Genomic DNA, 20,330 nt, shown 5'->3' with positions numbered 1-20,330 from the left:
GGGTTATTGATACTGCTTGTGAGAATGATTTTCAACAAATCAATTGCGTTTGCAAATCACAATCGGACGCAATCCAACCCGGTCACCAAATTGTGTGCGGCGCAATATGGTCCGTTGGGGCATGATAAAGAGGCAACACGTTAACGCGATTGCGGTTTGATTATGCACCGTCAAACCCGGGTAAAACGCATGGCACGAGGCATAGATGCACAGCGATAAAGTAGAAAAAACACGTATCCGCTTATGGGATTTTCCCGTTCGGCTGTTTCACTGGGCGCTGGTTGTTGCCATTGGAACGGCGTGGTGGACCAATCAGGAAGCCATCATCAATATTCACGAACTGGCCGGGTACACGGTGTTAACGCTGGTGCTGTTTCGCATCATCTGGGGATTTGTCGGCAGTTCGAACGCCCGGTTCAAATCGTTTGTCAAAAGCCCGTTTGCGGCTGTGGCCTATTTGCGCAAATTACCCAAGGGCAGCGAAGAAGAACTGGCCTATGCCGGGCATAACCCTGCTGGTGGGCTGATGGTTGTGGTGCTGTTGCTGCTGGTGGCGGTGCAGGCGTTTACCGGTTTGTTTACCAGTGAAAACACTTTCCTGTTTTTCGACGGGCCGCTGGTAAAATATGTGCCGTCCGGCTTTGCCAACACCATGAACTATATTCATCATGCCAATATCAATCTGATCTATATCGCCGTTGGCCTGCATGTGGTGGCGTCCATCGGCTATCTGTTTTTGAAAAACGAAAACCTGATAGGTGCCATGATAACCGGCACGCGCAAGGTGCCCGCCAGCATTGCTGCACGTTTTAACGCGATCAGTTTCAAACCGGCATGGCAGGGGTTGCTTATTCTTGTGATTTGCGCGGGTATTGTTGCCGCCGTGATTACCGTGGCCCGCGCCGGGTAACCGTGCGCGACCTGATGCCAGATGCCAGATGCCGGGCGCCCGGCATATCGGTATTTATATGGTGCCAAAAATAACAAAGGCGGATCGCAATATGCGGCCCGCCTTTGTTGTGTGTGGTGCCAACAATGAATTGCCAGCGGCCAAAATTATTTGGTGCGGTAGTCGTCGTGGCAGTCTTTGCAAAGCTTGCCCATTTCGCCCATGATCGGCCCCATTGCTGATTTATCACCGGCCACTTCGGCCAGTTTCAGGGCATTTTCCTGCAATTTCGGGAAATGATCAGCGAAGTTATCCCAGTCCGTCCAGATATCGGCACTTGCTGTTGTTTTATGGGTCGCATCGGGGGTCTGGTCCTTGAAAACGGCGGGGCCAGTGGATGCGGAATAGGCAATGCCTTCTGCCAGCAGGTGTACAACACCCTTGGGCAGGTCGCATTCGCCTTTCATGTAGCAGCCCAGCGTGCCCATTGCCCCGCCAATGCCGGCCATCATGTGTTCACGGGTTTGTACCTTGGCATTGTCGCTGGTTTCATCGGCCTGTGCGGGCAGTGCGGCAATGCTCAGGCCAAGGGTCGCTGTCAGGAGGGCGGTTTTGATAAAATGCTTCATTACTCTCAATCTCTCTCGAAGAACCAGTAAATGATGATCGTTGCGTATGTGTTGTTGCCTGAACGTCCTCTGTGGGCTTAGTGTCCCAGCAGCGGGACAAATAATGGAATCACAACACCGTGAGGACATCCGCATTGTTCTAAATCTGGCGATAAGGAAACGCCCTGTATGTCGTCCGCCGACCATAATTCTGCGCCCGTTGGGGGCAATGCCCCGCATCTTTCCGGTCTGGATCGCGCCCGTGCCCTGATCCGGGACTGGAGTCTGCACAAGGCTTATATTAACGGGGAATGGCAGCGCGCCGATTCTGGCGAAACCATCGAGGTTTTAAACCCCGCCACCGGCAAGCTGCTGGCCGATGTTGCCTTTATGCGCACCAGCGAAGCGCGCCGCGCCATTGATGCCGCCGCGGCTGCCTTTCCGGCATGGTCGGGCGCACTGGCAAAGGACCGCGCGGTTATTTTGCGACGCTGGCGCGATTTGATGGAACATTACCTTGAAGACCTGGCCTGTCTGATCACCGCCGAACAGGGCAAACCGCTTGATCAGGCCCGGCGTGAAGTGGTGGGGGCCATTGCCTATGCCGAATGGTACGGCGAAGAAGCAAGGCGGGCTTATGGCCAAACCATGCCCGGCACCCAGACCGATCGTCGCGTGTGGGTGCAAAAGCAGGCGGTGGGCGTGGTTGCGGCCATAACACCGTGGAATTTTCCGCTAACCATGGTGGTGCGCAAATGCGCCCCGGCATTGGCTGCGGGGTGCAGTGTGGTGGTGAAACCGGCAGAAGATACCCCGCTTTGTGCGCTGGCCATTGCCAAACTGGCCGAAATGGCCGGGTTCCCCAAAGGGGTGTTTAACGTGGTTACCGGCAACCCCGTGCCGATTGCACAAGCCTTGACCGACGATTTCCGGGTGCGGATGCTGTCATTTACCGGGTCCACCCCGGTGGGCAAACGCCTGATTGTGCAATGTGCCGATACGGTTAAAAAAACGGCAATGGAACTGGGCGGTAATGCTCCGTTTATCGTCATGGACGATGCCAATCTCGATGATGCTGTTGCCGGGGCAATGATTTCCAAATACCGCAACAGCGGCCAAACCTGCGTTTGCGCCAACCGCATTTTGGTGCAAGCGGGCGTTTATGATGCCTTTGTCGAAAAGTTTATTGCCGCAACCCGTGCGCTGCGCATGGGCAACGGGTTTGATGACCAGATCGATATTGGCCCGCTGATCAACAGCCGTGCAGTGGCCAAGGTGGAACGGCTCATGGCCGATGCCAAACGGCGCGGCGGTGTTTTTCACGAAGGGGCGGAAAAACCCGGCGCAGGATTTTTCGTTCGGCCCACGGTCATCACCGATTTGCCGGTTGATGCGGCCTGTTTTGAAGAAGAACTGTTTGCCCCCATCGCCCCGATATACCGGTTTGACACTGAAGCCGATGCCATTGCCCTTGCCAATAACGTCAAGGGGGGCTTGTCGTCCTATTTATATAGCCGCGATATTGGCCGCATTCACCGCATTGCCGATGCTCTGCAAACCGGGGTGGTCGGCATTAATGATGGCACCACATCGCACGAAGGCGCGCCCTTTGGCGGGGTAAAAGAAAGCGGCCATGGCCGCGAAGGCGGGCATTGGGGACTAGATGAGTATCTTGAGGTGAAATACCTCAACATCTCCCTTGCCTGAGGTTGTTTTAGCCATGCAAAATTGATCGGGGTCGCATCTGCGACTCTGATCTTGCGATTCGTAATCGTTTTGTTGGCAAATTGCCAAAAATGATCGCGATTCAGGCGCGCCATATACCGAATTTTCAGGATGAAGAATCTTCTGTGTCCCTTTTGTTTCAGGGGCTATAGCACGTTTGCCTCAATGTTGTGGCACGGCTTGCTGTGTGAATATTGCAGGGCCAAAAAATATTGAACAAGATGAATATCTTATTTGTCATGAGACAAATTTCGTCAAACTGCATGACCCAATTGTGTTTGAGGTAAGTCAACCTATGCATGAAATACATGGGTGGGCTGAAAAAAGAAATCTCGTCGTTTTGCAATATCTCAACTACATGGGGATCAGAACATAACGACATCGCAATCGGGGCGCTTTTCGCCCCTGTCTTTGAAAGGATAAAGCCATGCGTCGTACCGAAGGACTTGATCTCGTCGCGTTGCATCGTGAAGCCGAAAAACTCCGTGCGCAGACCATGCGTAAAGGCTTTCAGGCACTGGGTCGTATGATTGCTGGCCTGTTTGGCAGCAAGGGCGTTCCCCATGGTGGTCACCACGCTGGCGTATAATATGACGCTGCACACCCGACGAACAAACGACCCTAAAGACGAATTTTAAACACCCTTGCATTTCACGATGCAGGGGTGTTTTGCATTTTGGCTGTCCTGTGCTTGCCTTTGGCCCAATGGCGGGCCATTCTGCGCAAAATTATCGTTATTCTATTTTAGCAAGGAGGCCCGATGAAACTGGCGCATTACGCCTTTGGCGACGAAAACCGCGACAACGGCACGCTGGTGATTTTGCATGGCTTGTTTGGTCAGGCCCGCAACTGGACGGCCATTGCCCGCCGTTTGGCCGAAAAATACCATGTTGTCACCGCCGATTTGCGCAATCATGGCCGGTCGGGCTGGGATGATGCCATGACCTATGACGCAATGGCAGGCGATATTGCCGAATTAATCCGCGATATTGATAATGGCCCGGTACATTTGATTGGCCATTCGATGGGTGGCAAGGCATCGATGACGCTGGCTTTGTCCGATCAGGCCGATCTGATTGCCGATCTGGTGGTGGTCGATATTGCCCCGCTTGCCTATGACCATGATTATACCGGTTATATCAGTGCCATGCGCGCGGTGGATTTTAATGCCGTGTCGCGCCGGGCCGAGGTGGAAGACGCCCTTGCCCGTGGCATTGCCGAAAAAGGGGTGCGGCAGTTTCTGGCGCAAAGTGTTGCGACCGACAAGGAAACCGGCAAAATGGCCTGGCAGGTTAATATCGATGCCATGGAAAACCATTTGGCCGACATTACCGGCTGGAAAAATGCCGACGGTGCCACGTTTGAAGGCGATACCCTGTTCATTGCCGGGGCTAATTCGCACTATGTGGACATGGAAAAACGCGACCACATTAAATCTCTGTTTCCCCGTGCAGCCTTTACCAGCATTAAAAATGCCGGGCATTGGGTGCATGCCGAAAAGCCCGATGCGGTTTTGCTGACGTTATCGGCGTTTTTAAACCGTTAAACACCAACAACTGCACAGGTTTTGATATGGCGGATTTCCCCGCCGCCTGGACCCGGTTTGACAGTGACAATATTCGTCTGGATGGCGTCGATTGCCTGTCTGACAACTGGTATCATTTGTACCGTGTGCGGTTTGCCCTGAAACGCCGTACTGGCGACTGGCAGGAACAAACCCGCGAAGCCTATGAACGGGGCAATGGTGCGGGCATTTTGCTGTTTAACCGCGAAAACCGCACCATCATTTTAACCCGGCAATTTCGCATGCCGACCTTTGTGAATGGCAATGAAACCGGCATGTTGATCGAGGTGCCCGCCGGCGTGTTAGATGATCGCGCGCCCAATGCCGCCGTCATTGCCGAGGTAGAAGAAGAAACCGGTTATAAAATTGGCAAACCGCGCCAGGTTTTTGATGTGTTCATGAGCCCCGGCTCTGTCACGGAAAGGTTGCATCTGTTTGTCGCCGAAATTACCGCCGATCATTTGCAGGGCGAAGGTGGTGGAAAATATGACGAAGGCGAGGATATTAGTGTTCTCGAAACCCCGTTCGCCGATGCCATCGCCATGATCGCCGATGGCCGTATTCGCGATGCCAAAACAATCATGCTGATCCAGTATGCCCAGTTAAACGGCCTGTTTGACTAAGGCGGAACGCGTGTGTTCTTCACCAGGGAATGGTGCTGCCATCATAGGCCAAAAAACTGCCATTTTGGTCAATCGTAAGCTGATTGATCACACCCAGCATATTGGCCGTGGCCTGTGTTGGTGTTTGCACCGCAAGGCCGCTTTTGGCAAAGGGCGCGGACAAGCCGGTATCAACCGTACCGGGATGCAGGGCAACGCATATGGCATCCTGCTTTTTACGGGCCAGCTCAACCGACATGGTTTTAACCAACTGGTTTAACGCCGCCTTGGCGGCGCGATACCCGTACCAACCGCCAATATGGTTGTCGCCAATGCTGCCTACCCGGGCCGACAGGGTGACAAAGGCTGATTTCCTCTGTGTCGGCAGCAACGGCAAAAAATGTTTCATCAGCAGGGCGGGGCCAATGGCATTGATGGCAAAGTTATGCGCCATGCTGGCCGGGTCGATCTGGCGCCATGTTTTTTCGGGTTGATAATTTTCGTTATGTAAAAAGCCGGTGGCATCAATAATCAGCCGGATATTGCCCTGTTGTTGGGCAACATGGCCTGCACATTGTTCGATGCGGGCTTCGTTTAGCAGGTCAAGGGGCGGGGTGCTGCTGCGCGACAGGCCAATAATCTGCGAGAACTGTTTTGTGTCGGCCAGATGTTGGGCAAAAGCCCGGCCGATACCGCCGCTTGCCCCGATAATCACGGCAATGGCACCGTGTTCAAAACTGTTCATGTCAACGTTTGGCGGTGCGGGGGCGGTGGAAGGTGTCTTGTTGGGCATGGGTTCCTGCTTTGCAAATGCGCCTGCTTTGTCGTTCAAGATACGTTGCAAATGCCTTGCCGGTTTAAGGTTCCTTATGGTTCCCGGTTTTGCGACAGCGGCGTCAACATCGAACGGTTTAACCAAAACAGTGAAAGGCCATGATGATGGCATATATTTTTACCGAAGCCCAAAACCCGTTGGAAGTCGCCGAACGTGAATGGGGCAAGGCAGATCCAATCATGTTTACCAAATTTACCTCATGCATCGGCATTATGGGGATCAAGGATGGCAAGGTGATCGGTGTTCACCTGACCTTGATGGGGACGGAGGATGAATGGGTTACCAATGCCAACATTGATCAGGCGGTTGCCTTGCTGGACGGGGCCACCAACCCGGTTGTTATCGGGCAAATCGAAATCTGGGAAGATACCGTGCCGGGTGTTTACCAGCATCTGCTTGATACACTACATCCGGTCGCCATATACCCTAAGGATGACGGCATTTATGGCGGGCAAAACGATAATGGCAGCGTTAAAATTTTAACCGCACCCTGATGGTCCCGATAGACAAAATAAAAAGCCGCCCGGATGATGGGGCGGCTTTTTGCATTGGCAGGCGAAACTTATTCCGCCGCTTCGGTCTTGGGTTTGGCAGGGGCGCTGTTGGCACCTTTGCCTTCATGGTCGTGACGGCGGATGAAATCCTTGACGCGCGGGCTGATTTGTTCGCGCCAGCGACGGCCGTTAAACACGCCGTAATGGCCAACCCCGGTTTGAACGTGATGCATGCGCATATTATCGGGCAAGTTGCTGCACAATTTATGTGCTGCACGGGTTTGGCCCATGCCGGTAATATCGTCGCGTTCACCTTCAACCGTTAACAGGGCGGTTTTGGTAATGGCGGACGGGTCCACCAGGACCCCCTGCCAGCGCATGGTGCCCGATGGTAATTGATGCTCAAGGAAAACCACTTTCAGGGTCTGAAGGTAGAATTCCGCGCTCATATCCATAACGGCCAGATATTCATGATAGAAATGGCGCTTGGCATCGGCACTTTCGCCGTCGCCTTCGACCAGATGTGTGAACATGTCATGGTGGGCGGCCAGATGGCGGTCCCAGTTCATGCTCATGAAACCAGCCAATTGCATAAAGCCCGGATAAACCCGGCGCATCACCCCGGTATGGGGCAGGGGCACATGGGAAATAACGTGGCGTTCAAACCAGTCCAGTTCGTGTTGCTGGGCAAATTTGTTGACCTCGGTCGGGTTTTCGCGGGTGTCGACCGGGCCGCCCATCAATGTCATTGATGCAGGCTGGCAGGGTTCGTCGCCCGCCGCCATCAGCGATGCAGCGGCCAATACCGGAACCGATGGCTGGCAGACCGCGATCATATGGGTGTTGGGGCCCAGATGGCGCAAAAACCGCATGATATAATCGACATAACTATCAAGGTCGAAATGGCCCAGATGTACGGGCACTTCGCGGGCATCGACCCAGTCGGTGATATATACATCGTGATCGGGCAGCATGGTTTCTACCGTGCCGCGCAAAAGCGTTGAAAAATGGCCCGAAAGCGGGGCGACAATCAGCACGCGGGGGTCGTCGGGCTGTTGTTTCAAATGCGCGGTTTCGCGTTTGAAATGCAACAGGCGACAGAACGGTTCGGCATAGACCACTTCTTCGGTAATTGGCACGGTTTCCCCGTCAATGACGGTGGTATCAAGGCCAAATTCCGGTTTGCCATAGCGGTTGGTGATATGGGTAAACACATCAAAAACGGCGGCAGTTGCGCGGCCAGGCTGGGTATAGGACCAGGGATTGACCGGATTGCGCATCCATTTTTTGCCCATGTCAGCGGCAACGCGCAAAGGGCTTATGGTGGCATGTTGCAATTCGTAGATGTGATAGAGCATTCAATCTCACTCCCCGGCCAGGCTGTTATTGAAAATTACGGGAGGCTCTGGCCGTTTAATCCCTGCATGTCAGTTGTGGTTGATAGCGCCACAATTCAATTAGTTTGTTTTGGATTGCTTTAATTCAAAACTTTATTGGCCCTATCGTATGATGAATTTATGACTGTTGTCACTGATTCAAACGGAGAATCGCGCCAATGTCGAGTGAAATTTTGCGGTGCAGCGCAAGTTGTTGCAACGCAACAAAAGTTCCGATCCGGTTTTTCGCCCGGTTGCCGCTGCACCAGAAATACCGGGTTTAAAAACTGACTCGGTCACTGGCACCGCCCGAAAATCACGGCTGTGGTCCGCAAGGCGTGGCGCGACGATGTAAAACAAGCGAGGTACAGAGCGTGCGGGGCATTGCAAACACACCATGAGGCAGAAGAACGCGCGCAACTGCCTTTGCGGCTATTGCGTCATTCCGGGGCCGTTTTTGCGTGCGCCGGACAAAAAAACACCGCTGTCGTGGGGAACGAACAGCGGTGCCAGTTGCGCGGTTGTAACAGATTTGAACGGGACGGACGGAACGATGACGGACGGGGAAGGGGTGCGGGGTTGCCCGTCATCGGGTATGGGAAGCCGTCCCGTTCAAAACTTTGAAGAACGTGCGGTTAGATCAGACCCCGAAGTGTCTGCGCCATGCCCAGTGCAATAACGAACAGGAAAAACCCGGTGCTGCCAACTACGGCAACAGTGCTACATACATCGTTAAGGCGACGGGGATTCTGAAGTAATTTCATCATGGCAGTGACCTCCTTGATCTGTCTGAAGTCACTGTATTGTTCTGATTTTGTTCCGGCAAGAACAAAATCGGAACAAACAAAGTGTTTTTTGTGAAATAGTTGATTTTAAACGGTTTATCGGTGGATGTTTTTTGTTTGTTCTCGTTGTCGGCAGGCGAAAAAGAACGAAATTACCGAAAGACTCGGTCAAAACCGATGTGAACCCGGTTTAAACCGGGCGGAAAATTGCGGCAAAACAGGCCTGCATCAGAAATACGTGTTTTTAAACCTGTGCCGCGCCGGGGCGGGCGGTTCGGGTGCCAAGAAAAACCAGCGGAACTGCGATGGCATAAATGACGACCACCGAAAGCCAGATAGCACCGGGCCAGTCCTTTTGGACGAGAAAATAAAATGTCGAAAATGCCAGCGGGCCAATGACGGATGCCAGACTGACCGCCGATGCCAGCACTCCTTGAAACTGGCCCTGACTGGCGGCGTCTACCTGCCGGGTGCCGAGCGATTGCAGGGCGGGGGTGCCGATGCTGCCCATGGCAAAAACGGGCATAATGGCAAACACGACCCAGCCGTGGGTGGCAAAGGCCATGATAACAAGGGCAAAGCAGGCGCAAGAAATTCCGGCAAAGACGGCCCCGCGTTCGCCCAGAAGTCTGGTCGCCAGGCCGGGCAAAAATATTTGCACCAGCGTTTGGCAGATGCCAAAGGCCCCAAGAGACAGGCCAATCCAAAGACCGTTCCATTGAAAGGCATCAAAGCCCCACAAGGCCCAGCATGTGCCATAAACCTCGCCGCTGGCGCTAAAGATGAAAAACACAAAAATAACAGGTAACAGCCCCTTCATCGACAAAACCCAACGCAGCGGTCGCAAGGGGTTAAGCGCAGCCAGATTGATTTTTTGGCGCGTCGGTGTGCGGGATTCTGGCAGGATGAATAAAGCCAGCAACAGGTTACCGGCATTGAGGACTGCCGCGGCGATAAAGGGCAGCCGGACCCCGTAATCGCCCAGCAACCCGCCAAGAACCGGCCCGATGATAAAGCCGATGCCAAACATGGCGTTGAACAGGCCAAAACGACGAGCCCGTTTGTCCTCGGCGGAAATATCGGTGATATAGGCCGCCGCCACGGCGGCATTGGCGCTGGTTAATCCGGCAATGGCCCGGCCCACAAACAGCATCCAAAGCTGCGGTGCAAACGCCATGATGACATAGTTAATTGCCGTACCTGCCAGCGACATAAGAAGGACGGGTCGCCTGCCAAGGGTGTCGCTTAAAGCGCCCAGAACCGGGGCAAAGACAAACTGCATAAGCCCGTAAAGTGCCGTCATAATGCCGATATAAAGCGCGATATTCTGACTGTGCGTTACATCGGCAAAAAGCTGCGGCAGGATCGGGAAAATCAGGCCGATGCCAACGGCATCAAGGCCGATTGTGGCAAAGATAACGACAAGGGGTTTGTTCATAATCGGGCTACACTTGAAAACATTTTAGGGAAAAAGGCCGCCGGGATGATGAACGAGGCGGCTAATCGGGACGGTCAATTGCAAGAGAAATGTGTATTTAATATAATTTTGTACTGAGTACATTTATTGATATGCGCCTGCGGGTAGTCAGATGTCAATATTAAACTTGTACCCGGTACAAAAATTGGATTAACAATAGCGGCATGACAATGCCACCCGCCGCAAACCAGCCAGACCGTCGTTCGCGCAAGCGCCTTGCCACGCGCCGTACTATTTCGGCCGTTGCCGACCGCCTTTTTTTCGAGCGTGGTTTTGATAACGTGACGGTTGATGAAATTGCCGCCGCGGCCGATGTCGGGCGGATGACGGTGTTCAACCATTTCGCGCGTAAAGAGGACATGTTCTTTGACCGCGATGAAGAAGGGCGCGAAAGCCTGCGCGATGCCTTGCGCCAGCGTGACCCGTCTGTTCCACCGGTCGAGGCGTTACGCCTGCTTGCCCATCAGCTGGTGCGCGAGCAGGCACCGTATCTTGAATTTTCGGCCAGAAGTGAGAGTTTCATCGAGACGGTCAAGGGTAGTGAAACCCTCAAGGCGCGCGCGCGTGCTATACGTGGTGAGCTTGAAACGCTGGTTGCGGGGGCGTTGGCTGAATGTGTCGGGCGTGACCTTAACGACCCGGATGCCCACCTGGCGGCGGGTTTGCTTTTGGCAAGCTGGACCGTGGCCTTTATTCAGGCACACCGGACCTTTCACGAAACCCGCGATAGTGACAAAGCGACCGCTCTTTTTCTTGCCCTTATTGACAAGGGTGCTATCGGCGCAACAGCGGCGATGGCGGGCACGCCTTATGCCTGAGAACGGTCTGACGAATTGCTGTGCCATCGTTGAAGACCGTCCCGACGGGGCGCATTTATATTGTGTGTGGTTTAATCGGGGCAATGCGGGTGCCGGATTGGGCAGATCATTTTTGATCAGTCCTAAATGGTTTCGGCGGGGATGCCTTTAACCACAATGCATTTGCCCGATGAAACACCATCGGTTTCGCACGGCAACGGGCGGGCTGGAACAGCACCAATTCTGGCATCGGGCATGGGGGCGTTTTCGGGGAACTGGCCGTGAATGCGGATATTATCGCGGTAATCGCGGGCCGATTTGCCCCGATACTGGCGAAAACGCCGGTTGAAATTCGACAGGTTGCTAAAGCCGTTATGCTCGGCAATGCGATAGATCGGCCAATCGGTGCGTGATAGCTGCAGGCAGGCGCGCGAGATGCGATATTCGTTTAAATATTCCACCACGCTACGCCCGGTATAGCGTTTAAACAGGCGGTAAAAGCTGCTTTCACTAACCCCGGCGACATTGGCAAGGGCGGCAACGCGCAATGGTTCAGCGTGGTGGGCGTGGATAAAGGCAATAGCGCGGTCGATGCGCAATGAATCACTGCTGCCATCGGTATCGTTGCCAAACGACGCCGAGGCCAGCGGGCCATCAATACCGCCCAGCAGGGTTTCAAGGATATCAATGATCAGCATAAAACGCTGGCGCGGGCTGGCATCGTCCAGTTTCGGGGCAATTTCCCGAATTTTGGCAACGGTTTCACCGGTAAACGATAATCCACGCCGGGCCTGTTCAAACAGGCTGTAAAGGTCGGAAAATTCCACGAAATCGCGGGTCAGGTTTTCAACCCATTCCTGCGACAGCCACAAGACGTAAACTTCGATCTGTTCGGTATTGCTCAGGCGTTGGCATTCCCACAAATGCGGCAGGTTGGGGCCCACCATGGCAAAATCCACCCCGTCAAACCCCTGGCGGTGGTCGCCAATCAGGCGGCTGCCCTTGGCATTTAACGTCAAGGTCAGTTCATATTCCGGGTGCTGGTGCCAGTTACAGCGAAAATCATCCCACACATAATGGAAATATCCCCACGAATATCCATCGGGGTTGGTGATGCGTTCCTGAACGATCCGCACGGGTGCCCTCCTGCATTTTATGCCGTCTTTTGCAGAATAGTATCAGCCTTTAAAGGATATGACACTTTGAAAAGGCGTGAAGGGGCGTATCCTTTTTCCATTGGGCGTTGTTAAAAACGTCGCAACACACCCCGGCGCGGGGAACAAACATATCCCGGATAACGTAGAAATATCCGGCCCCATAAAAAACAGGCAGCCCCCGATGAAACGGGCGGATGCACGGGAAAACCAGAAACATCATAGGGAGGTTTAAATGACCCTGATCCAGAAGTTGCTTGCAGGTGCCGGCGTTGCGGGCGTGGTATTTGCCGTTGCTGGCCCGGCACAGGCCGCCAAACTGGCGATTTCCTGCGGTGCCGTTGGTCAGGAATTGACCCTTTGCAAGGAAGGCGTTACCGCCTGGTCGGAAAAAACCGGCAACGAGGTGGACGTTATTTCCACGCCCAATTCCTCGACCGAACGGTTGGCTGTCTATCAGCAAATGCTGGCATCAGGCTCGTCGGATGTGGATATTTTCCAGATTGATGTGATCTGGCCGGGTATTTTGGGCAATCATTTCATTGATCTGAACGACTATATGGCAGACGAAGCCAAGGCACATTTCAAACCGATTATCGAAAACAACACCGTTGATGGCCGCCTGGTGGCCATGCCGTGGTTTACCGATGCCGGTGTTTTGTATTATCGCAAGGATTTGCTGGACAAATACGGCGAAAAAGTTCCGCAAACCTGGGAAGAAATGACCAAAACCGCCCAGAAAATTGAAGAAGCCGAACGCAAGGACGGCAACGAAAAGATGTGGGGTTATGTTTTTCAGGGGCGCGCCTATGAAGGCTTAACCTGCAACGCGGTTGAATGGGTTGCGTCTTATGGTGGGGGCACCATTGTGGAGCCCAATGGCGATATTTCGATTAATAACGACAAGGCCAAACAGGCCATTGCCACGGCGGCCGGCTGGATCGGCACAATCTCGCCTGATGGTGTGTTGGGCTATGACGAAGAAGGGGCACGGGGTGTATTCCAGTCGGGAAATTCGGTGTTTATGCGCAACTGGCCCTATGCGTGGGCGCTTGCCAATTCCGCCGACAGCCCGGTTAAGGGCAAAGTTGGTGTTGCCCCGCTGCCCAAGGGCGAAGACGACGGGCAATCTGCTGCCGCGCTGGGCGGATGGCAGTTATCCGTTTCCAAATATTCCAAAAACCCCGAACTGGCGGCAGATCTGGTTAAATATCTGACATCCTATGACGAACAGAAACGCCGGGCGATCAAAGGGTCCTATAACCCGACTGTGGCGGATTTGTACAAGGACAAGGACGTTCTTGCAGCCAACCCGTTTTTTGGCGATTTGTACGAAACCTTCACCCATGCGGTGCCGCGCCCCTCAACGGTAACCAGCACCAATTATAACAAGGTTTCTGCCGATTTCTGGCAGGCAGTTCATGCCACCCTGTCGGGCACGCAAACCGCAGAACAGGCCTTGCCCGCCCTTGAGCACAAGCTGAAACGAACCCGGCGCTCAGGCTGGTGATTTTCTTGCAGCCGCCGGGGCGGAACACGCATTTCGCCTGGTTGGCAGTCAGCCCTTCAAACAATGATCTTCGGGCCATTTTTAAATGGCGTGGCACGGATGACCGGGCAAACCGGGCATTCTTCCCTGTAAAGCAAGAGCATCTGTTATGGCGCATGCTTCGTCTTTAACCCGGTCCAGACGCCGTTCGGCATGGATATTTCTTATTCCCATGCTGGTTATTCTGGCTGCGGTGGCCGGATGGCCGCTTCTGCGGACCTTCTATTTCGGGTTTACCGATGCCAATTTGTCGGACCTGTCCACCTACAAGTTCATCGGCATTGAAAACTTCTATGCCGTTTATGATGGCGAGGCCTATGGCCTGCTGACCGATCCTGAATGGTGGCAGGCGGTTTGGAATACCCTGTTTTTCAGCGTGATTTCGGTGTCGCTGGAAACGGCACTGGGCATGGTGGTTGCCCTTGTTTTAAACCAGAACTTTCGCGGGCGCGGGCTGGTGCGCGCCGCGGTGCTTATCCCCTGGGCGATTCCCACCATTGTTTCAGCAAGGATGTGGAACTGGATGCTGCATGACCAGTTTGGCATCATTAACGATATGCTGATGAAACTGGGCATTCTTTCGGCCCCCATCGCATGGACGGCCAGCCCTGACTGGGCGAGGAGTGCGGTTATTCTGGTTGATGTCTGGAAAACCACACCGTTTATGGCCTTGCTGATTTTGGCCGCGTTGCAAATGCTGCCCGGCGATTGTTACGAAGCCGCAAGGGTGGATGGTATTCACCCGGTGCGGGTATTTTTCAAGGTGACGTTACCATTGATCAAACCGGCGGTGATGGTGGCGGTTATTTTCCGTGCGCTGGATGCCTTGCGGGTGTTTGACGTGATTTACGTTTTAACGCCCAACAACCCGCAAACCACCACCATGTCGGTTTATGCCCGCCAGCAACTGGTCGATTTTCAGGAAGTGGGTTATGGCTCGGCGGCGTCAACATTGCTGTTTGTCGTGATCGCCTTTTGCATCATGGCTTATATTATGGTCGGGCGTGTCCGCCTTGATGAAGGGGGGCATTGATATGAACGCGAAAGCCCGAAAATATCTTCGCAAATTGGCCTTTTGGCTGCTGGTCGCGGTGATTGTTCTGTTTGCCGTGTTTCCGTTTTACTATGCAATTTTAACATCGTTTGAAACCGGATCGGCTTTGTTCGATGTGAACTACCTGCCCGAAAGTTTCAGCCTGATTAATTATGTCTCGGTGTTTAAAGGCCAGCCGTTCGGGCACAACATTTTCAATTCCATCTTTGTCAGTTTTCTGGTGGTTGCCCTGTCGTTGTTGCTGGGTGTTACCGCATCCTATGCCTTGGCACGGGTGAAGTTTGCCGGGCGGGGATTACTGTTGGTCACCATTTTATCGGTGTCGATGTTTCCGCAGGTGGCGGTTCTGTCGGGCATGTTCGAACTGATCCGGGGGCTTGGCCTTTATAACAGCATGTTCGGGCTGGCAATTTCCTACATGATGCTGACCTTGCCCTTCACGGTGTGGGTGTTAACCGCCTTCATGCGCGATTTACCCCGCGAACTCGAAGAAGCCGCCGTGATGGACGGGGCGACCCCGTGGATTGTTATTCGCCGGGTGTTTTTACCTGTGATGTGGCCCGCCATGGTGACCACCGGGCTGTTGGCTTTTATCGCGGCATGGAACGAATTTTTATTCGCGCTGACCTTTACCCTGACCGACGACAAACGCACCGTTCCCGTCGCCATTGCCCTGATATCAGGTGCCAGCCAGCATGAAATGCCGTGGGGCAATATCATGGCGGCATCGGTAATTGTGACCTTGCCGCTGATTGTGCTGGTGCTGATTTTTCAGCGGCGGATTGTTTCTGGTCTGACCGCCGGGGCGGTTAAGGGATGACCTGACACGTATAGATTACAGGCAAAAAAATGCCTTTTTACCAATGATGATAAGACCCGGCCGGGCGGGGCACAGCACGCCGCCTGACCGGGAGATCTGACGAGTAACAAATTCCAGGGTGTTTTGAAAATGGCTTTGAGCGGCGATGTTAACTGGTGGCGTGGTGGTGTTTTGTATCAGGTTTACCCGCGCAGTTTTTTTGATTCCAACGGCGATGGCATTGGCGATTTGCCGGGTATTTCGCAAAAGCTGGACTATATCGCCGATCTGGGTGTGGACGGGATCTGGCTGTCGCCGTTTTTTACATCGCCCATGAAAGATTTTGGCTATGATGTTGCCAATTACCGCGATGTCGACCCGATGTTTGGCACATTGGAGGATTTCGACCATCTGGTGGAAAAGGCCCATGGGCTGGGCCTGCGCGTGACCATTGATCAGGTATTGTCGCATAGCTCGGACGCGCATCCGTGGTTTCGCGAAAGCCGGTCATCAACCGATAATCCCAAGTCGGACTGGTATGTGTGGGCGGACCCCAAACCCGACGGCACGCCGCCCAATAACTGGTTGTCGATTTTTGGCGGGTCAGCGTGGAAATTTGATACCACCCGCCAGCAATATTACATGCATAACTTCCTTTCCAGTCAGCCCGATTTGAACTTTCACAACCCCGATGTGCAGCAACAATTGCTTGACGATGTCGAGTTTTGGTTGCGGCGCGGGGTGGATGGTTTCCGGCTGGATACCGCCAATTTTTATGTCCATGACAAACAATTGCGCGATAACCCGCCGTGGATACCGGGCACCCATCGCCCCGAAGGCGCGCCAAAACAAAACCCCTATACGCGGCAAATGCATGTGCATGACAAAACCCAGCCCGAAAATCTGGCATTTTTGAAAAAACTGCGTGCCGTTCTGGACAAATACCCCGGCACCACCACGGTGGGTGAAATCGGGTCGGATAATTCGCTGGCAACGATGGCGGAATATACTGCCGGCGGCGACAAGCTGCACATGGCCTATACCATCAACCTTTTGGAAAGCCCGTTAGAAGCCGGGCTGGTACGCGGCATGCTGATCGATGTGTTTCGCGAACTGGGCGATGGCTGGCCGTGCTGGGCGGTGAGTAACCATGATTTCATGCGGGTGGCATCGCGTTGGGGCAAGGATAAAGGCGGCGACAACGATGCCCGCCTGCGCATGATCCCGGCGCTTTATACATCGCTTCGTGGCACGCCGTGCATTTATCAGGGTGAAGAACTGGGCCTTGAAGAAGCCATTGTCCCCTACGAGCAATTACAGGACCCATACGGCATCGAAATGTGGCCGGAATTTAAAGGGCGCGATGGCTGCCGTACCCCGATGCCGTGGCACAATGCCAATGTGGCCCATGGTGGTTTTACAACGTCAGACCAACCATGGTTGCCGGTGCCGCAGGATCATAGTGCATTGTCGGTCGCCAGTCAGATCGATGATCCGACTTCCCTGCGCAGTTTTTATAAAAACCTGCTGGCATGGCGCAAAAATCACCCGGAGATCATTCAGGGCGATATCGAAATGCTGGAACATGGCGACGATGCCATTATCGGTTTTGTCCGTATGACCGGCATTGTTCGCACGATTTGTGTTTTCAATGTCACGCCCGATGCGGTGACAACCACCTTGCCCGGCCCGTCTGCCGGTAATTGTTCGCTTAATACCGCGTCGGTCGCGGGCGACCAGGTGTCGCTGCCGGGTTGGGGCTTTTATTTCGGCACGATCTGACGATCCTGATAACCAAAAAACTGGGAGGATACCCGATGGCTGATGTGGTTTTAAAACAGGTGCGCAAGCGCTTTGGGCCGATTGAAACCATTCACGGGGTCGATCTGAATATTCGTGATGGCGAGTTTTGTGTGTTTGTTGGTCCGTCGGGCTGTGGCAAATCAACATTGCTGCGCCTGATTGCCGGGCTGGAAGATATCAGCGACGGTGAATTGCGTATTGATGGCGACATTGTCAACGATACCGTGCCCAAGGATCGCGGCGTTGCCATGGTGTTTCAGTCTTATGCGCTGTATCCGCATATGTCGGTGTTTGAAAATATGGCCTTTGGGCTGGATTTGGCGAAACACAGCAAGGACGAACAAAATGCCCGGGTGATGGCGGCGGCCAAAACCCTGCAACTCGAAGAATTGCTGGACCGCAAACCAAAGGAACTGTCGGGCGGGCAACGCCAGCGTGTGGCGATTGGCCGGGCGATTGTGCGCAAACCGCGCGTGTTTTTGTTTGACGAACCGTTATCGAACCTGGATGCCGCCTTGCGGGTGCAAATGCGGATCGAACTGGCAAAACTTCATGAAAAATTGAACACCACAATGATCTATGTGACGCATGATCAGGTTGAAGCCATGACCATGGCCGACAAGATTGTGGTGTTGCGTGCCGGTACAGTGGAGCAGGTGGGCACACCCTTGGAATTATATCATTATCCGGCAAATATGTTTGTCGCCGGGTTTATCGGATCGCCGAAAATGAACTTCATTCCGGCTAAAATTACGCAGGTTTCGCAACAATCTGTTACGGTTCAACTGGAATCGCGTAAAGAAGTGTCGTTACCGGTTGATGGCAGTGGTCTTGCCACGGCAGATCGTGTAACAGTTGGCATTCGACCGGAACATTGCAGCATTGCCGATCAGGACACGGCGCTGTTTACCGGGACGGTCGAAGTGGTCGAACATTTGGGCGAAGCAGGTTTGGTTTATATTCGCACCGGATCGGACGAATTGTTTGTTGCCAGGGTTGCGGGGGATACCGCAATCAAAACCGGGGAAACGGTTGGCATACAGGCGGCAGAACAAGATTGTTATGTGTTCGATACCGCGGACAAGACCAAAAGGCGGCTGGCAGTGGACAATGCACCATTGAAAGCCCAGATGGCACTGAACTAGCAGGGATTTGACATGCCCTGCGCACGAAAACTTTCGTGCACCGTTTGCCAGCCGGAACCGCAAAACGGTTCCGGGTCCCACCTTGGCAGCGGAAAGGATAACGAGTGAGAGCAGTTCGCTTGGAAGGCGCAAGTCAAGATGAAGAAACAAAGGCTTAAACATCGCATAGCCGACATTGTGATTTTCGGTGGGACCGGAGATTTGGCGCTACGCAAATTATTTCCCGCTTTATATGAAATGGAGCGGACCGGGCGTTTTGATGATGCCACCCGTATTTTCGGCGCATCGCGCAGCGCGCACAGCGACGAAAATTTCCGGGCGAAATTGTTGGATGCCGGTAAAAAATACATCCCCGACGGCGAATTTGACCAGGCAATCTGGGACAAGTTTGCAGGCCGTGTTGCCTATCTTCAGGTTTCGGCGGGCGACGCCGAAGGTTTCGTTGCCTTGCACGGCCGCCTGAGTGACGCACCAGACCGCGACCGGGTTTATTATTTTTCCACCAGCCCCGCCCTGTTTGCCGATATGGCCTTTAACCTCAAAAAAGCCGGTCTGGTAACGCCCAATTCGCGTGTTGTTCTGGAAAAGCCGCTGGGCCATGACCTGGAAAGCTGCCGCGAAATTAATGGTCAGATCGGGGATGTGTTTGAAGAACACCAGATTTTCCGTATTGACCATTATCTGGGCAAGGAAACCGTGCAGAACCTTTTGATCCTGCGCTTTGCCAATGCCATGTTTGAACCGTTATGGAACAGTGCCCATATCGACCACGTCCAGATTACCGTGGGCGAGGAAGTGGGGGTTGAAGGGCGCTGGTCCTATTACGACGATGCCGGTGCAATGCGCGATATGGTGCAAAACCATATGTTGCAGCTTTTGTGCCTGGTGGCGATGGAACCGCCCTATGTGCTGGACCAGGATGCGGTGCGTGATGAAAAGGTAAAAGTCCTTAAGGCCTTGAAACCGATCAACGATACCAATATCAGCCAGAATACCGTGCGCGGCCAGTATCGCGCCGGGGCCGTGGGTGGCAAGGAAGTGCCAGGTTACCTTGAAGAAGAAGGTGCCAATATTGACAGTGTCACCGAAACCTTTGTTGCCCTGCGTTGCGAAATCAGCAACTGGCGCTGGGCCGGTGTACCGTTTTACCTGCGTACCGGTAAACGCCTGCCCAAACGGCATTCGGAAATTGTTATTCAATTCCGCGATGTGCCGCACCAGATGTTCCCGCTGGCCAAATCCATGACCAATTATCAGGCCAACCGGCTGGTTCTGCGTTTGCAGCCCGATGATGGCATTCATCTGGTTTTGAACAATAAAAGCCCGGGGCCGGGTTTGGTCCGGTTGCGGCCAACGGCCCTTAACCTGTCCTTTGCCGAGGCTTTTGGCGCGCGCAGCCCCGATGCCTATGAACGGTTGCTGCTTGATGCGATTGACGGCAATAACACGCTGTTTGTCCGCCGCGACGAACAGGACATTGCCTGGCAGTGGGTTGATGCCATTCAGGAAGCCTGGGAAAACAACCATATTGCGCCCAAGGGCTATACATCAGGCACCTGGGGGCCATCGGCCGCCATCGCCCTGATTGAACGCGATGGGCGCACCTGGAATGAAGAAGCGGTGTTTTGATTAATGCAGGGGCAGGGTGGCGTTTGCCGCCGTGCCCCTTGCGAT

The 20,330-nt window shown here is 53.8% G+C and carries 19 protein-coding genes; 13 read left to right on the top strand and 6 right to left on the bottom strand.

What is annotated here, in order from left to right; all coding sequences use genetic code 11:
* Nucleotides 1-205 precede the first annotated feature (205 nt).
* Nucleotides 206-910: a cytochrome b/b6 domain-containing protein gene (locus tag TMES_RS18725; RefSeq protein WP_085585400.1), complete on the top strand. Its 705-nt coding sequence runs from the start codon at nt 206-208 to the stop codon at nt 908-910.
* A 146-nt stretch (nt 911-1,056) separates the two neighbouring features.
* Here TMES_RS18725 and TMES_RS18720 read toward each other — a convergent pair whose 3' ends face one another.
* A complete protein-coding gene (locus tag TMES_RS18720) occupies nt 1,057-1,518 on the bottom strand; it encodes a c-type cytochrome (RefSeq protein WP_085585398.1) in 462 nt (153 codons plus the stop codon).
* A gap of 168 nt (nt 1,519-1,686) precedes the next feature.
* On the opposite strand from TMES_RS18720, the gene TMES_RS18715 reads away from it, so the two are divergent.
* From TMES_RS18715 to TMES_RS18700, 4 genes are all read left to right on the top strand, one after another.
* Entirely contained in the window at nt 1,687-3,204 is a 1,518-nt protein-coding gene (locus TMES_RS18715; protein WP_085585395.1) for an NAD-dependent succinate-semialdehyde dehydrogenase, read from the top strand.
* Nucleotides 3,205-3,649: 445 nt separating this feature from the next.
* Entirely contained in the window at nt 3,650-3,811 is a 162-nt protein-coding gene (locus TMES_RS22830; protein ID WP_158091273.1) for an RSP_7527 family protein, read from the top strand.
* A gap of 171 nt (nt 3,812-3,982) precedes the next feature.
* Nucleotides 3,983-4,768, top strand: coding sequence for an alpha/beta fold hydrolase (locus tag TMES_RS18705; RefSeq protein ID WP_085585391.1), 786 nt, complete (start codon nt 3,983-3,985; stop codon nt 4,766-4,768).
* A 26-nt stretch (nt 4,769-4,794) separates the two neighbouring features.
* On the top strand, nt 4,795-5,409 hold the full coding sequence (locus tag TMES_RS18700) for an NUDIX domain-containing protein (RefSeq protein ID WP_085585389.1): 615 nt from the start codon (nt 4,795-4,797) through the stop codon (nt 5,407-5,409).
* 19 nt (nt 5,410-5,428) lie between these two features.
* On the opposite strand, the gene TMES_RS18695 is transcribed toward TMES_RS18700, so the two are convergent.
* Nucleotides 5,429-6,181: an SDR family NAD(P)-dependent oxidoreductase gene (locus TMES_RS18695; RefSeq protein WP_245835509.1), complete on the bottom strand. Its 753-nt coding sequence runs from the start codon at nt 6,179-6,181 to the stop codon at nt 5,429-5,431.
* Nucleotides 6,182-6,321: 140 nt separating this feature from the next.
* Here TMES_RS18695 and TMES_RS18690 point away from each other — a divergent pair, with 140 nt between their 5' ends.
* Nucleotides 6,322-6,717: a hypothetical protein gene (locus TMES_RS18690; protein ID WP_143589731.1), complete on the top strand. Its 396-nt coding sequence runs from the start codon at nt 6,322-6,324 to the stop codon at nt 6,715-6,717.
* Nucleotides 6,718-6,785: 68 nt separating this feature from the next.
* Here the strand turns inward: TMES_RS18690 and TMES_RS18685 are convergent, their stop codons facing one another.
* From TMES_RS18685 to TMES_RS18680, 3 genes are all read right to left on the bottom strand, one after another.
* Nucleotides 6,786-8,075, bottom strand: a complete 1,290-nt coding sequence (locus TMES_RS18685) for a polyhydroxyalkanoate depolymerase (RefSeq protein WP_085585385.1) — start codon at nt 8,073-8,075, stop codon at nt 6,786-6,788.
* A 653-nt stretch (nt 8,076-8,728) separates the two neighbouring features.
* Nucleotides 8,729-8,860 (bottom strand): hypothetical protein, encoded by a 132-nt coding sequence (locus TMES_RS23430; protein WP_256359936.1) that lies wholly within the window; start codon nt 8,858-8,860, stop codon nt 8,729-8,731.
* Between the two features lie 262 nt (nt 8,861-9,122).
* Nucleotides 9,123-10,316, bottom strand: a complete 1,194-nt coding sequence (locus TMES_RS18680; protein WP_085585383.1) for a TCR/Tet family MFS transporter — start codon at nt 10,314-10,316, stop codon at nt 9,123-9,125.
* Nucleotides 10,317-10,519: 203 nt separating this feature from the next.
* Between TMES_RS18680 and TMES_RS18675 the strand changes: the two genes are divergently transcribed.
* Nucleotides 10,520-11,173, top strand: coding sequence for a TetR/AcrR family transcriptional regulator (locus TMES_RS18675; protein ID WP_085585381.1), 654 nt, complete (start codon nt 10,520-10,522; stop codon nt 11,171-11,173).
* 122 nt (nt 11,174-11,295) lie between these two features.
* On the opposite strand, the gene TMES_RS18670 is transcribed toward TMES_RS18675, so the two are convergent.
* Complete coding sequence (locus tag TMES_RS18670; protein WP_085585380.1) at nt 11,296-12,288, bottom strand: AraC family transcriptional regulator; 993 nt, start codon at nt 12,286-12,288, stop codon at nt 11,296-11,298.
* A gap of 253 nt (nt 12,289-12,541) precedes the next feature.
* Between TMES_RS18670 and TMES_RS18660 the strand changes: the two genes are divergently transcribed.
* The 6 genes from TMES_RS18660 (at nt 12,542) to zwf (ending at nt 20,285) form a co-directional block, all read left to right on the top strand.
* Nucleotides 12,542-13,816 (top strand): ABC transporter substrate-binding protein, encoded by a 1,275-nt coding sequence (locus TMES_RS18660; protein WP_143589729.1) that lies wholly within the window; start codon nt 12,542-12,544, stop codon nt 13,814-13,816.
* Nucleotides 13,817-13,964: 148 nt separating this feature from the next.
* On the top strand, nt 13,965-14,888 hold the full coding sequence (locus tag TMES_RS18655) for a carbohydrate ABC transporter permease (protein ID WP_085585376.1): 924 nt from the start codon (nt 13,965-13,967) through the stop codon (nt 14,886-14,888).
* A gap of 1 nt (nt 14,889) precedes the next feature.
* On the top strand, nt 14,890-15,729 hold the full coding sequence (locus TMES_RS18650; protein ID WP_085585374.1) for a carbohydrate ABC transporter permease: 840 nt from the start codon (nt 14,890-14,892) through the stop codon (nt 15,727-15,729).
* 129 nt (nt 15,730-15,858) lie between these two features.
* Nucleotides 15,859-17,490 carry an alpha-glucosidase gene (locus TMES_RS18645; protein WP_085585372.1) on the top strand — a complete coding sequence of 544 codons (1,632 nt, stop codon included), beginning with the start codon at nt 15,859-15,861 and terminating at the stop codon, nt 17,488-17,490.
* Nucleotides 17,491-17,525: 35 nt separating this feature from the next.
* Nucleotides 17,526-18,656 carry an ABC transporter ATP-binding protein gene (locus TMES_RS18640; protein WP_085585370.1) on the top strand — a complete coding sequence of 377 codons (1,131 nt, stop codon included), beginning with the start codon at nt 17,526-17,528 and terminating at the stop codon, nt 18,654-18,656.
* Between the two features lie 138 nt (nt 18,657-18,794).
* Nucleotides 18,795-20,285, top strand: coding sequence for a glucose-6-phosphate dehydrogenase (gene zwf / locus TMES_RS18635; RefSeq protein ID WP_085585368.1), 1,491 nt, complete (start codon nt 18,795-18,797; stop codon nt 20,283-20,285).
* Nucleotides 20,286-20,330 lie beyond the last annotated feature (45 nt).

This window comes from Thalassospira mesophila, assembly GCF_002115755.1.
In the GTDB taxonomy this organism is placed as follows: domain Bacteria; phylum Pseudomonadota; class Alphaproteobacteria; order Rhodospirillales; family Thalassospiraceae; genus Thalassospira; species Thalassospira mesophila.
Note: the sequence above shows the minus strand (reverse complement) of the source record. Positions and strands in the feature narration are given on the sequence as shown.

What these genes read in the sequence shown, in the direction of transcription:
- TMES_RS18725 (WP_085585400.1), top strand. Translation starts at nt 206, where the DNA reads ATGCACAGCGATAAAGTAGAAAAAACACGTATCCGCTTATGGGATTTT.
- TMES_RS18720 (WP_085585398.1), bottom strand. Translation starts at nt 1,518, where the DNA reads ATGAAGCATTTTATCAAAACCGCCCTCCTGACAGCGACCCTTGGCCTG.
- TMES_RS18715 (WP_085585395.1), top strand. Translation starts at nt 1,687, where the DNA reads ATGTCGTCCGCCGACCATAATTCTGCGCCCGTTGGGGGCAATGCCCCG.
- TMES_RS22830 (WP_158091273.1), top strand. Translation starts at nt 3,650, where the DNA reads ATGCGTCGTACCGAAGGACTTGATCTCGTCGCGTTGCATCGTGAAGCC.
- TMES_RS18705 (WP_085585391.1), top strand. Translation starts at nt 3,983, where the DNA reads ATGAAACTGGCGCATTACGCCTTTGGCGACGAAAACCGCGACAACGGC.
- TMES_RS18700 (WP_085585389.1), top strand. Translation starts at nt 4,795, where the DNA reads ATGGCGGATTTCCCCGCCGCCTGGACCCGGTTTGACAGTGACAATATT.
- TMES_RS18695 (WP_245835509.1), bottom strand. Translation starts at nt 6,181, where the DNA reads ATGCCCAACAAGACACCTTCCACCGCCCCCGCACCGCCAAACGTTGAC.
- TMES_RS18690 (WP_143589731.1), top strand. Translation starts at nt 6,322, where the DNA reads ATGATGATGGCATATATTTTTACCGAAGCCCAAAACCCGTTGGAAGTC.
- TMES_RS18685 (WP_085585385.1), bottom strand. Translation starts at nt 8,075, where the DNA reads ATGCTCTATCACATCTACGAATTGCAACATGCCACCATAAGCCCTTTG.
- TMES_RS23430 (WP_256359936.1), bottom strand. Translation starts at nt 8,860, where the DNA reads ATGATGAAATTACTTCAGAATCCCCGTCGCCTTAACGATGTATGTAGC.
- TMES_RS18680 (WP_085585383.1), bottom strand. Translation starts at nt 10,316, where the DNA reads ATGAACAAACCCCTTGTCGTTATCTTTGCCACAATCGGCCTTGATGCC.
- TMES_RS18675 (WP_085585381.1), top strand. Translation starts at nt 10,520, where the DNA reads ATGACAATGCCACCCGCCGCAAACCAGCCAGACCGTCGTTCGCGCAAG.
- TMES_RS18660 (WP_143589729.1), top strand. Translation starts at nt 12,542, where the DNA reads ATGACCCTGATCCAGAAGTTGCTTGCAGGTGCCGGCGTTGCGGGCGTG.
- TMES_RS18655 (WP_085585376.1), top strand. Translation starts at nt 13,965, where the DNA reads ATGGCGCATGCTTCGTCTTTAACCCGGTCCAGACGCCGTTCGGCATGG.
- TMES_RS18650 (WP_085585374.1), top strand. Translation starts at nt 14,890, where the DNA reads ATGAACGCGAAAGCCCGAAAATATCTTCGCAAATTGGCCTTTTGGCTG.
- TMES_RS18645 (WP_085585372.1), top strand. Translation starts at nt 15,859, where the DNA reads ATGGCTTTGAGCGGCGATGTTAACTGGTGGCGTGGTGGTGTTTTGTAT.
- TMES_RS18640 (WP_085585370.1), top strand. Translation starts at nt 17,526, where the DNA reads ATGGCTGATGTGGTTTTAAAACAGGTGCGCAAGCGCTTTGGGCCGATT.
- zwf (WP_085585368.1), top strand. Translation starts at nt 18,795, where the DNA reads ATGAAGAAACAAAGGCTTAAACATCGCATAGCCGACATTGTGATTTTC.